The sequence below is a fragment of the Bacillus pumilus genome (assembly GCF_024498355.1).
GTDB lineage: Bacteria > Bacillota > Bacilli > Bacillales > Bacillaceae > Bacillus > Bacillus pumilus_P.
In genome coordinates this window covers 3,411,634-3,426,595 of record NZ_CP101833.1, presented here as the reverse complement: position 1 = coordinate 3,426,595, position 14,962 = coordinate 3,411,634, and the positions used below count along the sequence as shown (strand labels likewise).

The 14,962-nt window shown below is 43.5% G+C and carries 13 protein-coding genes; 12 read left to right on the top strand and 1 reads right to left on the bottom strand.

Translation table 11 applies throughout. From position 1 onward, the window contains the following. Positions 1–87 precede the first annotated feature (87 nt). From NPA43_RS17510 to cydC, 4 genes are read left to right on the top strand one after another with little or no spacing between them, the layout of a single operon-like run. A complete protein-coding gene (locus NPA43_RS17510; protein ID WP_256499137.1) occupies positions 88–1,503 on the top strand; it encodes a cytochrome ubiquinol oxidase subunit I in 1,416 nt (471 codons plus the stop codon). Beyond that, entirely contained in the window at positions 1,490–2,506 is a 1,017-nt protein-coding gene (gene cydB / locus NPA43_RS17505) for a cytochrome d ubiquinol oxidase subunit II (RefSeq protein ID WP_099727168.1), read from the top strand. Before NPA43_RS17510 ends, cydB begins: the two co-directional genes overlap by 14 nt. Continuing rightward, positions 2,506–4,242, top strand: coding sequence for a thiol reductant ABC exporter subunit CydD (gene cydD, locus NPA43_RS17500; RefSeq protein ID WP_099727167.1), 1,737 nt, complete (start codon positions 2,506–2,508; stop codon positions 4,240–4,242). Before cydB ends, cydD begins: the two co-directional genes overlap by 1 nt. Next, positions 4,232–5,965, top strand: a complete 1,734-nt coding sequence (cydC, locus tag NPA43_RS17495; protein WP_256499136.1) for a thiol reductant ABC exporter subunit CydC — start codon at positions 4,232–4,234, stop codon at positions 5,963–5,965. Before cydD ends, cydC begins: the two co-directional genes overlap by 11 nt. A gap of 57 nt (positions 5,966–6,022) precedes the next feature. Here cydC and NPA43_RS17490 read toward each other — a convergent pair whose 3' ends face one another. After that, positions 6,023–7,060, bottom strand: a complete 1,038-nt coding sequence (locus NPA43_RS17490) for a pectate lyase family protein (RefSeq protein WP_268254884.1) — start codon at positions 7,058–7,060, stop codon at positions 6,023–6,025. 486 nt (positions 7,061–7,546) lie between these two features. Here NPA43_RS17490 and sigY point away from each other — a divergent pair, with 486 nt between their 5' ends. The 8 genes from sigY (at position 7,547) to NPA43_RS17450 (ending at position 14,849) form a co-directional block, all read left to right on the top strand. Beyond that, complete coding sequence (gene sigY, locus NPA43_RS17485) at positions 7,547–8,080, top strand: RNA polymerase sigma factor SigY (protein WP_256499135.1); 534 nt, start codon at positions 7,547–7,549, stop codon at positions 8,078–8,080. Continuing rightward, on the top strand, positions 8,077–8,385 hold the full coding sequence (locus NPA43_RS17480; RefSeq protein ID WP_099727164.1) for a YxlC family protein: 309 nt from the start codon (positions 8,077–8,079) through the stop codon (positions 8,383–8,385). Before sigY ends, NPA43_RS17480 begins: the two co-directional genes overlap by 4 nt. Continuing rightward, complete coding sequence (locus tag NPA43_RS17475) at positions 8,382–8,594, top strand: hypothetical protein (protein WP_034321872.1); 213 nt, start codon at positions 8,382–8,384, stop codon at positions 8,592–8,594. The genes NPA43_RS17480 and NPA43_RS17475 overlap by 4 nt, the downstream gene beginning before the upstream one ends. 311 nt (positions 8,595–8,905) lie before the next feature. Next, complete coding sequence (gdhA, locus tag NPA43_RS17470) at positions 8,906–10,276, top strand: NADP-specific glutamate dehydrogenase (RefSeq protein ID WP_249705634.1); 1,371 nt, start codon at positions 8,906–8,908, stop codon at positions 10,274–10,276. 83 nt (positions 10,277–10,359) lie between these two features. After that, positions 10,360–10,515 carry a hypothetical protein gene (locus NPA43_RS17465; RefSeq protein ID WP_249705633.1) on the top strand — a complete coding sequence of 52 codons (156 nt, stop codon included), beginning with the start codon at positions 10,360–10,362 and terminating at the stop codon, positions 10,513–10,515. An 84-nt stretch (positions 10,516–10,599) separates the two neighbouring features. Beyond that, positions 10,600–11,991, top strand: a complete 1,392-nt coding sequence (locus tag NPA43_RS17460; RefSeq protein WP_256499134.1) for a copper amine oxidase — start codon at positions 10,600–10,602, stop codon at positions 11,989–11,991. Positions 11,992–12,051: 60 nt separating this feature from the next. Continuing rightward, entirely contained in the window at positions 12,052–12,666 is a 615-nt protein-coding gene (locus NPA43_RS17455; protein WP_099727161.1) for a class F sortase, read from the top strand. A gap of 239 nt (positions 12,667–12,905) precedes the next feature. Continuing rightward, positions 12,906–14,849, top strand: a complete 1,944-nt coding sequence (locus NPA43_RS17450; RefSeq protein WP_249705631.1) for a BglG family transcription antiterminator — start codon at positions 12,906–12,908, stop codon at positions 14,847–14,849. Positions 14,850–14,962: the final 113 nt, after the last annotated feature.

Below are 14,962 nucleotides of genomic sequence, written 5' to 3'. Positions count from 1 at the left end.
TTGAACAAGTAGTGAAATTTTTGTGAAATGGTGAGCATAAAGATCTCGAATCATTCGGCATGTGAAAGTAAGGGAGGATGTAAGGCTGTGAGTGAGCTGTTTTTAGCAAGATTTCAATTTGCTTCAACGACATTATTTCATTTTATTTTTGTTCCTATGTCTATAGGTTTGGTGTTTATCGTCGCATTGATGCAGACCCTTTATGTAGTGAAGAAAAAAGACATCTACAAAAAGATGGCGAAGTTTTGGGGTCACCTTTTCTTAATTAACTTTGCAGTAGGTGTGGTGACAGGGATTCTGCAGGAATTCCAGTTTGGGATGAACTGGTCTGACTATTCAAGGTTTGTTGGTGATGTCTTTGGTGCACCGCTTGCCATTGAGGCACTGTTGGCCTTTTTCCTTGAATCTACATTTATTGGACTTTGGATTTTCGGCTGGGATCGTCTGCCGAAGAAAATTCATTTATTGTGTATTTGGCTTGTTTCCCTTGGTACGATCTTTTCGGCGTTTTGGATTTTACTAGCTAACTCATTTATGCAGGAGCCAGTTGGATTTGTCATTAAAAATGGCCGTGCAGAAATGAATGATTTTGGCGCTCTTGTCACGAATCCGCAGCTCTGGGTAGAGTTCCCGCACGTTCTGTTCGGTGCGCTGGCAACAGGTGCTTTCTTTATTGCAGGTGTTAGTGCCTATAAAATGATCAAAAAACAAGAAATCGCCTTTTTCAAAAAATCATTCCAGATTGCCATGGTACTCGCTTTAATTTCTGGCTTAGGTGTGGCGTTCTCTGGACATGACCAAGCAAAGCATTTAATGAAATCACAGCCGATGAAGATGGCAGCAAGTGAAGCCCTTTGGAAGGATAGTGGAGATCCAGCGGCTTGGACACTATTTGCCAACATTGACACAGATAAAAAAGAAAACTCTGCAGAAATCAACATTCCGTTTGCTTTAAGTTATTTGGCTTATTCGAAGTTCAGTGGAGATGTTCCAGGTATGCTGACACTTCAAAAAGAATATGAAGCAAAGTTTGGCCCAGGAGACTACATTCCTCCAGTGAAAACAACGTTCTGGAGCTTTAGAATCATGGTCGGTGCGGGAATGCTTATGATTTTTGCTAGTATGATTGGCTTGTACTTGAGCTTTAGAAAGAAACTTGAATCAAACAAATGGTATTTACGCTTCATGGTTTGGATGATTGCGTTCCCGTTTATTGCAAACTCAGCCGGCTGGATCATGACCGAAATCGGGCGTCAGCCTTGGACCGTCTTTGGCATGATGACGACCGCTCAATCGATTTCACCAAACGTATCCTATGGCACGCTATTATTCTCAGTCATTAGCTTTACGACCATTTATCTGATTCTTGCAATCTTGCTTGCCTACTTATTCATTCGAGAAATTAAAAAAGGTGCACATTCTGAAGAGGATACAGATCAAAAGGATGAAACGGACCTGTCTACAGATCCATTTGATGGAGGCGCATATCATGGCATATCTTAACGAGATTTGGTTTATTCTTGTCGCAGTATTGTTTGTTGGGTTTTTCTTCTTAGAAGGATTTGATTTTGGTGTAGGGATGTCCATGCAGCTGCTTGGAAAGGATGCGCATGAGCGCCGCATTTTAATCAATACGATTGGTCCTTTCTGGGATGCGAATGAGGTTTGGCTGATTACAGCTGGCGGTGCTATTTTCGCTGCATTTCCTCACTGGTATGCCACGATGTTCAGCGGATACTATATTCCGTTTACGGTTCTCCTATTAGCGCTCATTGGGCGGGGGGTCGCCTTTGAATTCCGAGGGAAGGTTGAGAAAGCCTCTTGGATCAAAGCATGGGACTGGGTCATCTTCTTTGGCAGTCTGCTGCCACCGTTTTTACTCGGTGTGCTATTCACAAGTATTTTACGCGGGATGCCAATTGATCAAGACATGAATATGTATGCTGGTTTTACGGATTTTGTGAACCTTTATTCAGTGATTGGCGGGTTAGCTGTGACGGTTCTTTGCCTTCTGCACGGATTGATTTTCGTCACACTTCGTACAGAGGGTGATTTAAGAGACCGTGCAAGAAAGCTTGGTCAGCGTGTCCTGCTTATTGCGCTGCCAGTGCTTGTCCTATTTGTCGGTGTGTCCATCATGGAAACAGACATTTACACAGTGCGCCCGATCATCACCATTCCTTTAACCGTGCTGATTGTGGTTTGTTACGTAGCGGCTCTATTCTTTATGAAAAAAGAACGTGATGGCTGGACATTCCTATTCACAGGTGCTGGCATCATGGTGACAGTGACGATGCTTTTCACTGCATTGTTCCCGCGCGTCATGATTAGTTCGATCAACCATGCGTTTGATCTTACCATTCAAAACGCTGCATCCGGATCTTATTCACTGACGGTCATGACGATTGTTGCCATTTCTTTGCTGCCCTTTGTGCTTGGGTATCAAATTTGGAGCTATTACGTCTTCCGTAAACGTGTAAGCGGTAAGGAGCCAATGACTTACTAATGGATAAACGTTTGCTTCAATTAAAAGGAATGAGAGGGCTTCTTGCCCTCTTAGGCATTGTGTCACTCATCCAAGGAGCAAGTATTATTTTCCAAGCACAGTGGCTGGCACATGCCATTACAACGCTGTTTGACGGGAAAACCCTCTCGCAGGCAACGCCTTATGTCCTGCTGTTTCTTGCTGCCTTTCTGGTGCGGCACGGTCTCACCTTGATTCGGGAGAAGGTCATGTTTACCTACTCTTCCCGAATTGGAGCAGACGTCAGAAAACAGCTGTTAGACCAACTCTTTCGTTTAGGTCCAGCTTTCACAAAGAAAAAAGGTACAGGAAAGCTTGTCACATTAGCGATGGAGGGAATTGTCCAATATCGTCAATATTTACAGCTGTTTTTGCCGAAAATGGTGAACATGGCTGTTATTCCGGTGATGGTCCTCGTTTATGTTTGGACATTAGATGAAACATCTGCCGTCATTTTGATTGTGACGCTGCCGATTTTAATTGTTTTTATGATTTTGTTAGGTCTTGTTGCTCAGCGTAAAGCGGCCAAACAATGGAGATCGTATGAGAAATTATCCAATCATTTTACTGATTCGCTCCGCGGCCTTGAAACGCTTCGTTACTTAGGTATTAGCAAAAAGCACTCCCGTAATATCGCAGAGGTGTCAAAGCGATATCGAAAGGCGACCATGAACACGCTGAAGGTCGCATTTCTTTCATCGTTTGCCCTCGATTTCTTTTCTATGTTATCGATTGCGACCGTTGCTGTCTTTCTTGGCCTGCGGTTAATTGAAGGGGAACTTCTGTTATTGCCAGCTTTGACGGCGCTTATGCTGGCTCCGGAATATTTCCTGCCAGTACGTGAAGTGGGAAATGATTATCATGCGACGTTAAATGGAAAAGAAGCGAATGAGGCCATTCAGGTCATTTTAGATGAAAAGGGCTTCCACGCGCAGGAGACACAATCAGTGCAGCTAAACGAGTGGAATGAACAAGCTGTGCTTACGCTGCAAGATATTTGTGTCCTGCATGATGAACATGCTCCTTATTCCATTCAGGATGTGGATTTGACTGTCAAAGGAAAGAAAAGAATCGGAATCATTGGTGCCAGTGGTTCAGGAAAATCGACGTTAACCGATGTCCTCGGCGGCTTTGTTGAACCGTCTTCAGGTCAAATGACGCTAAACGGCCATCCGCTTGTTCATTTACAGATGAAGGAATGGCAAAAGGAAGTCGTCTATATGCCGCAGCACCCCTATTTATTTCACATGACATTAAGAGAAAACATTCGTTTTTATGAACCACATGCAACAGACGAAGAAGTGGAAAGAGCTGTGCAGGCGGCTGGGTTATCTCAGCTTGTAGCGCAGCTGCCAAATGGACTGGATGAGGTCATCGGACAGCAGGGAAGAGGGCTAAGCGGCGGTCAGGCACAAAGAATTGCGCTTGCTCGGGCTGTGCTGGGCCAGCGGTCGATTATGCTGTTAGATGAACCAACGGCGCATCTCGACATTGAGACGGAGTATGAATTGAAGGAAACGATGCTTCCGCTGTTTGAAGATAAGCTCGTGTTCTTAGCGACACATAGGCTGCATTGGATGCCGGAGATGGATGAGATCATTGTCATGGATCATGGAACCATTGCAGAAATGGGGACACATGAATCATTAATGCGAAGAAAAGGTGTGTACTATCAATTGGTACAGGAGCAAATGGGGGCGGTCTCACATGGTCAGTAAAGGCTGGTTTATACCTTATATCAAGGAGAATCAAAAGCTGTTTGCCTTGGTGCTTTTTTTAGGAAGCATTGCGGTGTTCTCTGCTTCTCTGCTGATGTATACCTCGGGATTTCTGATTTCAAAAGCCGCCACAAGACCTGAGAATATATTGATGGTCTACGTCCCAATCGTGGCTGTACGCACCTTTGGTATTTCACGTTCTGCTGCTCGTTATGCAGAAAGGCTGGCGAGTCATCAGCTCATTTTGACGATGATTGAAAAAATGCGGGTGCGTCTGTATGACATGGCTGAACGAAGTGCCAAACAGACGAAGCTTGGTACAGGGGAAATGCTTGGGCTCTTGTCAGAAGATGTGGAGAGGTTACAGGATGCGTATTTAAAAACAATCTTTCCATCCATCGGTGCGCTGCTTTTATATGCAGCATCGATTGGGGCACTTGGACTTTTCTCATGGCCATTTGCTGAATTGATGTTGCTCTATATGGCACTTCTCGTATTTGTTTTCCCATACGTCACAGTGCTTGTGAACCGGGCGAGACAAATTCAAATGAAAAAAGGCAGAAATGAACTGTACAGCCATTTAACAGATGCCGTCATGGGAGTTAGTGACTGGCTGTTTAGCGGCAGACAGAAAGATTTTGTTGACGGCTATGAACAGAAAGAAGCTCAGCTGTTAGCGCTTGAAGCTGCCAAGCACCGGTTTATCCGTCTGCGCCAATTTTTTGCGCAGCTGATTATTGGAGGAGCAGTTGTTCTTGTGGTGTATTGGAGCGGCTCAGTTGTTCAGTCAGGTTCTATGCCGCACACGCTCATTGCGGCCTTTGTGCTTGTGCTGTTTCCGTTAACAGAAGCCTTTCTTCCGCTTTCAGATGCGGCAGGTGACATTCCTGTTTATCAGCATACTGTTAGCAGATTACATCATTATGAAAAGCAGTCGTATGAAGGAGAATCTAAGAAGGAATTCGTTGATCAGTCAATCATTTCTCATGATCAAGCTGTCTGTTTTGAACAAGTGTCCTTTGGATATGATGCGCATCAACACGTGCTAAAGCACCTTTCGTTTTCGCTTAAGCAAGGAGAATCACTCGCTCTCTTAGGAAAAAGCGGTGCAGGCAAATCGACCATTTTAAAATTGTTAGAAGGGGCGGTCGTGCCAAATCAAGGTGCTGTCAGCATTCAGGGAAAACCGGTGCAAAGCATTCAAGAGAACGTGTCAGCTTATGTGTCTGTCCTCAATCAACAGCCTTATTTATTCGATACGTCTGTTTTAAACAATATTCGCTTAGGATCCCCAGACGCGACAGAAGAGCAGGTGAAAGAAGCGGCGAGACAAGTGCAGCTGCACGATTACATTGAATCTTTACCAGAAGGCTATCACACAGGTGTACAGGAGACAGGAGTTCGTTTCTCAGGCGGAGAAAGACAGCGTATGGCGTTAGCTCGGATCTTGCTGCAAAACACATCGATTGTGGTATTAGATGAGCCAACCGTCGGACTTGATCCTCAGGCAGAGCGTGAATTGCTTCAAACAATCTTCCGTGTGTTAAAAGGAAAAACTGTCATTTGGATTACCCATCACCTGACTGGCTGCGAGACGTGTGACCGCATCATGTTTATTGAAGATGGACACATTGAGATGCAGGGGAAGCATCAGGATTTATTGAGAGAAAACCAGCGTTATCAAAGGCTATATGAGATGGATCGACCGTTTTCTACAATATAAATAAAATGAATGAAAAGAACGTTCGGACAGGTGATCTCTGCCCGAACGTTTTGTGGTTTAAGGGTTTACTTTTCCAACACCAGCATTTGATACCACTTCTGATTTGACATTGTTCACGTTAAGCAAAGAGTAGTTATAAGGAGGGTTGTACGTACCTGTTGAAGACGTTGGCAGACTGCCTGTGCTGTTAATATAAGAGTTGTTGATGACATGCCATGTACCAACTTGACGGCTGTCCCAGCTGCCGATGGCATTGTTTGTATTTTCAAATACGTTGTGCTCAATTCTCATTTTCGCGCCCATACGAGAGTTGATTGCAGTTGTATGGATGCCTTTGTAATAGTTGTTATACACATGACCTTCCCCGTAGCGCATAGACGGTACACGTGAATTCAAGTTTTCAAAACGGTTGTTGTGGAACGTGATTTTTCGGTTGTAGTTATCGTTATCGGAGCTGCCCATAAGCATCGTTTTCCAGCTGTCATGGACATAGTTCCATGAGAACGTAATGTAATCAGAGTCATTTTTCACATCGAATAACCCATCATAGTCATCTTTCCCAGAGTTCAATGTGTTGTAGAGCTCATTATGGTCGACCCAGACGTTTTTAGAGCCGCCTTCGATTCCAATGGCGTCCTTATCACCGATTTTGCTGTGGTGAATTTTCAGGTTGCGGATGATCACGTTATTGGCCCGCCATACCTTAATGCCAATCCCGTTAAATTCGCCTTTCGTGCCTTTACCAACGATTGAGACATTGTTTGTATCTTTGACATCAATTTTATTTGCAGATGTATTAGAAGGGGTAATCGTCCCGTCTACGACGATTTTTAATTTTTCATTTGTTCCTTTAGTTTTGAGGGCGGCTAATAGTTCATTTCCGGTCTTTACTGTCACTGTTTTACCGCCTTCACCGCCTGTTGTGCCTCCATTCAATGTGGAGAATCCTTGCTGATTAAAATTGGCCATAATCGAAGGACTTTCTGGATATTTGGCAGCCGCGTTTGCCTCCCCATTTGGTGCAAATAATGAAGTCACGAGACCAACCGCTAACACACCAGCTAACATTGGAACTTTTTTCTTCAAAATCAACATCTCCATTCTATTTTGATTTAATGTAAACGTTTCCAAAATAAGCTGCGATTAAAACGCTCCTCCTTCTTTCGCCGGCATCGCCTCATTCGGAATGTAGGAAGAGCATAGCACGCAAAAAGGTATCATCGGCTAAGAATTGGCGCTGTGTATTCCATGATTTTCTAGGAAACTAAGGCGATGATTATTTCATTTTCATCTAAATGAGACAAGGACCATTGACGATAGGTATTGGGATGACATCATGATTATGGGAAAGGGGTTCTCCATTCTATGGAAAATCAAGATGATTACGAAAGCGTCATTTTGTTAGAGACAAAGAAATGTCATAATCATTACATAAGAAAAAATTGAATATAAAACGAACCGATGACCGGATCAGCAGGGGGAAAAGGAGACATTTTAAAAAAATAGGATCTATTTTAAACGATGTTATCATCCGTGTCGTCTCATAAATAAGAGAAAGAAAGAAAGGAAGGAGGGGCGTGTTTGGAGCAGACAGAGGAGACATTATTGATCGAGCGGGCAAAACAGGGAGATGATGCCGCATTTACAGCACTTTATCGGCAGCACTATTCCTTTCTTTACCGGTATATGATGAAGCTTACCCTTCAACAAGAGCTGGCAGAAGAAATCATGCAAGAGACGATGCTGAAAGCGTACATGAAACTTTCTTCATTTAGAGGAGATTCCTTATTTTCAACATGGCTCATCTCCATTGCATCGAGACAATTTTTAGATCACCAGAAGAAAAGAAAACGTGAACAAATGAGAGAAGGGAAGGCCAATCAAGAAGCCATACGCCGCTTCAAATGGGACGTTCAGCAAAAGGGCCACACATGGCATGAGATGTGGGATGCTTTAAATGAATTGAAGGCTCAGGAGAGAGCACCGATTATTCTGCATTATTATTATGGCTTTACTTACCCAGAAATTGCTGCGATGCTCGGTATGAGAGAAGGCACTGTGAAGTCGAGGGTTCATCATGGATTAAAGAAAATTCGAAAGGAGTGGTTCTTATGAAGGAAGATCGTTTCACCGAGCGTTTAAAAGAAGAGTTACAGCAGCTAGATGAACAGATTGAAGTGAAAAAACCAAGTGAGCAGGCTGTCATGATGATGCTAAAGCAGGCAAAGGAAAAAGAGAAAAGGCGTTTTAAACAAGAAATGCTTGCGTACGTTCTCATTAGTCTCACCATTCTGGCACTTTTTGCAGCTGCCATCACCCATTTGCCTATGATCTTAATTCTTCTCCAGGTGGTGAGCATCCCGCTCTGTGTAGTAGTAGGAATCAAGGAATATCAACACATTAAAGGAGGGTCTTTATGAGTCAGACGGAAATGATCATCTTATTGTGTGCATTGCCGTTATTGTTTGCACAGGGATTTCTCTTGTTTATGGATGCAAAAAAAAGAGGGCGCTATAAGTGGTTCTGGGGCATTGTCGGTTTAATTAACTTCCCATCGTCTTCAATTTTATATTGGCTTTGTGTCGTATTACCTGATCGAAAAAGAGGCGAGAATCTCCGAAAGGATTGAACGCGTTCCATCAAACTTTTGGCCTTTTTTTCGTTTTCAAACCATCTAGAAATAGATCATGATTCATCTATTTGTCAAATAAAGCGGGACGTGTAAAGTCCAATTGATCATTTCTAGCACAATAGTCATTCCTTTAGCGGTCATTTTTAAAGACGATAGCTGCTGCTGCTTGATCCATCTCAATTCGGCATCATTTTCATCTGTTATCAATATTGATCAGATTTTACAATTGGTGTTAAATTAATCTCAATATGCGTTAGAAAATCTAACAAATAAATGTGTGAAGATATCTACAAGGAGGCAGATGAGACATGTTGACCTTAGATCGAGCAGCACAAACAGCACAAAGTTACATCCACCGTGTGTTAGAGGAGGTGGAAAAGCGAAATCCAGGCGAAGAGGAATTCCAGCAAGCGGTAAAAGAAATTCTGGAATCACTCGTCCCGGTTTTTGCAAAGCACCCAGAGTATGAAAAACAGGGCATTTTAGAACGGTTAATTGAGCCTGAGCGCCTTGTTATGTTTCGCGTACCATGGGTAGACGATGAGGGCAAAGTCCAAGTCAATAGAGGGTTTAGGGTTCAATTCAATAGTGCCATCGGTCCTTATAAAGGAGGCATTCGTTTCCACCCATCCGTCAATGCCAGCATCATCAAGTTTTTAGGGTTTGAACAAATCTTTAAAAACGCACTGACTGGTATGCCGATTGGCGGAGGGAAAGGTGGATCAGATTTTGATCCAAAAGGGAAATCTGATGGAGAAATCATGCGTTTTGTTCAAAGCTTTATGAGTGAACTCAGCCGATATATTGGACCTGATCAAGATGTGCCAGCAGGTGATATTGGCGTAGGGGCACGGGAAATTGGCTATATGTTCGGCCAGTACAAAAAAATGCGCGGTGCTTATGAGGCTGGTGTGCTCACAGGGAAAAGTCCGGGGTTTGGCGGCAGCTTAGCGAGAAAAGAAGCAACGGGCTACGGACTGGTGTACTTTATGGAAGAAATGCTGAAAGCCCATGGGCTGCAATTTAAAGGGCGTTCGGTTGTCGTTTCCGGCTCGGGTAATGTGTCTATTTATGCGATGGAAAAGGTAGTGGAGCTAGGTGGTAAGGTTGTTGCTTGTAGTGATTCAAGCGGAGCCATTTATGACCCGCAAGGCATTTCACTTGAGACAGTGAAGGAGCTGAAGGAAGTCGACAATCAGCGGATTGGGGCATACATAGACATTCACCCGCATGCTGAATTGATTGAAGATTGCGAACAAATTTGGTCATTTCCTTGTGACATTGCACTGCCATGTGCGACACAAAATGAAATATCTGAAGCGCATGCACAGCAGCTCGTGGCAAACGGGGTCATCGCTGTAGGAGAAGGGGCCAATATGCCGTCCACTCTTAAGGCCGTCAAAGTATTTGAACAGCATGGTATTCTGTTTGCACCAGCAAAAGCCGCGAATGCTGGCGGGGTAGGTGTTTCAGCACTGGAAATGGCGCAAAACAGTGCAAGGATGTCGTGGACATTTGAAGAAGTAGATGATCAGCTGAAACAAATGATGCAGTCTATTTATCGTCAGTGTACGGAGACAGCAGACGAATATGGACACTCTGGAAACTTAATGGTAGGAGCAAATATTGCAGGATTTCGCAAAGTGGCAGATGCCATGATGGCACAAGGCGTGATTTAACTCCTGCTCTCCCGCACCTGTTTATTTCATGACTAGATGGGGAATCGTCCTGTAAGAATGACAATAAGGAGGCGCGGGAGAAAATGAAAAAATGGCTGAAACAAGTTGTCAAATGGGCACCAGTGATTTATCCAGTGGTGAGGAAAATATATAAAGAGCGAAAAGCATCAAAAGGTCGTAACGTATCAGCCGGATCATCCGGCTTTTTTTTATGGAATCATATCCAGACCCTGCGATGAAAGAAAAAATAATAGATTCGAATGATCCATTTCCACTCTTACTCCGTTAAGTACATAACAAACGGAAAGAGGAGGCAATAACAGATGAACATGAAAAAAGCTATTTTAACCATCCCGCTTAGCGCAGTATTACTATTCCCAGCGACTCATATTGCAAGTGCACACGAAGGACATATGCATGGTGATGCAAAGAAGACGTCTTCATCACAAGAGGTGTCAAATAAAGCAACGGATCTTCGAGCAGCACTAGACCAGCTGTTCTCAGAGCATGCCTATTTAGCAGTGATCACGATGCAAAAGGGAATTGACGGCAGTAAAGATTTCGATCAAGCAGCGGCGGCGTTAAATGAAAACACGAATGACTTATCAGATGCGATCGCCTCTGTGTACGGAAAAAAAGCAGGGAAACAGTTCAAAGACATTTGGTCAAGCCATATTAGCTACTTTGTTGATTATGTACAAGCAACAGCGAAAAGAGATGAAGCAGGTAAAAAGAAAGCAGTCAAACAGCTTGATCAATATCGCATGAAACAAGCTGATATGCTTGACAAAGCAACGGGTGGAAGATTGAAAGCAAGTGAACTTGAAGAAGGCTTAAAGATGCACGTCAATGAACTACTGAAAGCTTTTAACAGCTACACAGAAAAGGATTTTGATACGACCTATGACACCGTTAGAAAATCCATTCATCATATGTTTGAAGTAGGCAAAGGCGTGTCATGGGCGATGACAGATCAATTTCCTGGGAAATTTGATCAAAAATCAGTGGATACACCAGCCGCAGATCTTCGTGAGGATTTAAATTACTTGTTCTCAGAGCATTTGGCACTCGCGGTAGTTGCCATGCAAAAAGGAAATGATGGCAGCAAGGACTTTGACCAAGCAGCGGCTGCTTTAAATGAAAATACAAATGATTTATCAGATGCCATTGCATCTGTTTATGGAAAGGATGCAGGAAAACAATTTAAAACCATTTGGTCAAGCCATATCGGTTACCTAGTTGATTATGTCAAAGCGGATGCATCAGGTGACGAAAAAGCGAAGGAGAAGGCCGTCAAAGATTTAGATGCTTACCGGATGAAGCAAGCGACGTTTTTAGATCAAGCGACAGATGGACGTTTGAAGGCGGCTGATTTAGAAGCAGGCTTGAAAACACATATTGATGAGCTGATCAAAACGTATACGTCTTATCATCAGGGTGAATATGATCAGCTTTATCCGACAGTGAGAGAGGCGTATGGTCATATGTTCATGGTTGGTCAAGATGTCGCATCAGCTATTGTCGATCAGCATCCTGAACTGTTCAAATCCAAAATGCCAAATGAAATGCCGAAAACGGGTATGGGAGGTACTGCCGGTCCTTTAGGCATGTCATATGAAGCTTTTGCTGGGATGATCGCTAGTCTCATCTTAGCCGGAGGTGCAGCGGGTGCGTTCTTCCTCATTCGCCGCAAGACATCAAATTCAAAATCATAAAGACAAGAGGGGAGCGTGCATAATTGTGCCGTTCCTTTCTTCAAAAGGAGGCCGACTTGCGTGAAAAAATGGCTGATGGGTATTCTCACGCTTCTCATCATCACAGGCTGTGCATCACATTTTATGGATGAATCGTCATCCTCAGAAACAACATCACCTCCTGAGAAAATGGCCACAAATCAAGCTGAGAAACAGAGCCACTCACACGATACGTTAAAAGACGAGCCGTCTGGTATTGTTCCAGCTGACATTGCTATTCCCGCTATTGATGTCAAAGCAAAAGTGGAGAAAACGGCTTTATCAAAGGGTGGCAGTATGGGTGTCCCTAAAAATACTGACAACACGGCTTGGTTTGAAGATGGTCCGAAGCCAGGGGATAAAGGGAATGCTGTCATGAATGGTCATGTTGATAATAAATGGGGGCCATCTGTTTTTTATCGACTAAAGGAGCTAAAAAAGGGAGACAAGGTGATCGTGATGTCTTCGTCAGGAAAAAAGCGAACCTTTGAAGTCATCAAAGTGCAAAGCTATCCGCGTGAAGAGAAGCCAAATGCTTTTTTCGGGTACGCCTTTACACGGAATCTCAATTTAATCACATGTACTGGGACATTTGATCATGCAGCAGGTACACATGAAAAAAGATTGGTTGTCTTTACACAGCTCATCTCCTCATAAAAAAGGCGGCTACACGAAGGTGTAACGCCTTTTTTCGTCGTTTTCAAAGAAACATCTAAAAAGGAGATTCGTAGGTCATTAGATATGGTTAGTCGTATAAATAGGGGCATTTGTCATATAAATGAATTGGCAATTTTTATTTCTTTTCAGTAGAATATGAGTAATGAAGAGAACTGCAAGCGTATACAACCTGTCCAGACAAGGCAGATTCTCCATCCTTACATAAGGAGGCCGATTTGATGCTGAGTAAAAGACTGGCGCACATCTTAAGTCAGCTGATGGCAGCTGAGACCCCACTTACAAGCGCTGCACTTTCTGTCAGCTTACAAGTGACAAGCCGCACCATTCGTACAGACATCAAGGAACTAAATGACCGCCTTGCCCCTTATCAAGCGGCTGTAGCAGCTGTTAGAGGAGCTGGCTATGAGCTGTTGATTAAAGATGAGAATGCTTTTCGCCGTTTTATGAAGGGGGAGGTCGAGCAGGAAGAGCCGCTTGCCGTTCTGCCGGAGGAGCGTGTTCGGTTTATTTTAAAAAAGCTTCTTCTGGCAGAATCGTATGTGAAGCTAGAGGACTTACAGGAGCAGCTGTTTATTAGTAAATCGACAATGAGTAACGATATGAAATGGGTCAAACGCAAGCTTGAACCCTTTGATCTGAAGCTGGAAGCGAAGCCGAACAAAGGCTGCCGGATTAAAGGATCAGAGATGAAAATTCGGTATTGCATGTCAGAATATTTATTCAACGAGCGACTTTCCTGCCAAACGATGCTGAACACAGCTGTCACCATTTTGCCAAAACATGAGCTGGAATTGATTCAGAAAACAATGATTGATTATATCAATGAGGAAAGAATGAATCTATCAGACATTTGCGTGAATAATTTAATTGTCCATGTCGCCATTGCCTGTAAACGAATTAGACACGGAAACTATGTATCTGTTCTTCCAGAGGAAATCAACGAAATTCCACGGGCAAAGGAATACAAGGTAGCCAAAAAAATGGTGGAACGTCTCGAAGGGCTGCTGGATGTCTCATTTCCACAAGAGGAGATCGTCTATATCGCCATTCATTTGCTAGGAACAGCCAAAATGGTACAGTCCTTTTCATCAAGCGGTCAAAAACAAATTGTGGATGATGACACGAGCCGTCTCGTTCAGTACATGCTGAAAGCCATTGACCAAAAATTGCAGCTTGATTTAGCTAGTGATGCGGAATTAATGATTGGGCTCAGTCTGCACTTAAAGCCTGCCATGAACCGGTGTAAATATGGAATGAACTTAAGAAATCCGATGCTTGATGAAATAAAAGCAGGGTATCCACTTGCCTTTGAAGCAGGGATTATTGCCAGCAGGGTCATTGAAGAAGAGGCGGGCCTATCCATTCATGAGAATGAAATCGGATATATGGCGCTCCATTTTGGTGCTGCTTTAGAGCGTAGGAAAATGGAGATTCCGCCGAAGCGATGTCTCATTGTCTGTGCATCTGGTGCAGGGAGTGCAAGGCTATTGCAGGATCGTTTGCGGTCACAATTTGGGTCAAAGCTGACCATTTTAGGAACAGCAGAGCTTTATTCACTTCCGCAAGCCTCTTTACATGCTCTGGATTTGATTATTACGACGATCCCTATTCATATAGATTTACCGATTCCAGTCATTCAAGTGAACACCATTTTAGGAGGCGGCGACTTTTTAAAAATTGAAGAAGCCCTGACGAGTGAAACAAGAGTGACATTAGCCTCACAATATATGAAAAGGGAATTGGTCTTTACAAGACGTGCCTTTCAAACAAAGGAAGAGGTCATGACCTTTCTCACGCAAAAAGTCATCGACATGGGGTTAGCACCAGCAGAGCTCACACCATCTGTGATGGAAAGAGAAGAGGCAGCACCTACCTCCTTCGGGCATTATACAGCGATTCCGCATCCGATGACCCCGCTGACAGAAGAGACGTTTTGGGCGATATGTACATTAGAAAAACCGATCATTTGGGGAGAGAAAAAGGTTCAATTTGTCTGCTTGCTTTGTGTCGAAAAAGAGAACGCCAAAGATTTAAAAGGGATGTACCGGCTGCTGGGAGAGCTTGTGCATAATGTGAAATTCATTCAGCATCTCATCGCCTGTGATACATTTGAAGACATGCTCGATATCATGTACAAAAAGGCCCCTTCGTACAAGAACTAACAGTGTGACATTAACTTTTTCCGCTTCCTAAAGGAAAAAGTATAGGTGTTTATGAAAGCGGTTTCATAATATGATGAAAGTGTAAAGAAAAGCTTCACACTTTGAAAAGGGGG

Bases quoted from the DNA above. Each gene is read 5' to 3' on its own strand.
- NPA43_RS17475 (WP_034321872.1), top strand. From the start codon at position 8,382: ATGAGTCAGACGGAAATGATCATCTTATTGTGTGCATTGCCGTTATTG.
- NPA43_RS17465 (WP_249705633.1), top strand. From the start codon at position 10,360: ATGAAAAAATGGCTGAAACAAGTTGTCAAATGGGCACCAGTGATTTAT.
- cydB (WP_099727168.1), top strand. From the start codon at position 1,490: ATGGCATATCTTAACGAGATTTGGTTTATTCTTGTCGCAGTATTGTTT.
- gdhA (WP_249705634.1), top strand. From the start codon at position 8,906: ATGTTGACCTTAGATCGAGCAGCACAAACAGCACAAAGTTACATCCAC.
- cydD (WP_099727167.1), top strand. From the start codon at position 2,506: ATGGATAAACGTTTGCTTCAATTAAAAGGAATGAGAGGGCTTCTTGCC.
- NPA43_RS17450 (WP_249705631.1), top strand. From the start codon at position 12,906: ATGCTGAGTAAAAGACTGGCGCACATCTTAAGTCAGCTGATGGCAGCT.
- NPA43_RS17480 (WP_099727164.1), top strand. From the start codon at position 8,077: ATGAAGGAAGATCGTTTCACCGAGCGTTTAAAAGAAGAGTTACAGCAG.
- NPA43_RS17490 (WP_268254884.1), bottom strand. From the start codon at position 7,060: ATGTTGATTTTGAAGAAAAAAGTTCCAATGTTAGCTGGTGTGTTAGCG.
- NPA43_RS17460 (WP_256499134.1), top strand. From the start codon at position 10,600: ATGAACATGAAAAAAGCTATTTTAACCATCCCGCTTAGCGCAGTATTA.
- cydC (WP_256499136.1), top strand. From the start codon at position 4,232: ATGGTCAGTAAAGGCTGGTTTATACCTTATATCAAGGAGAATCAAAAG.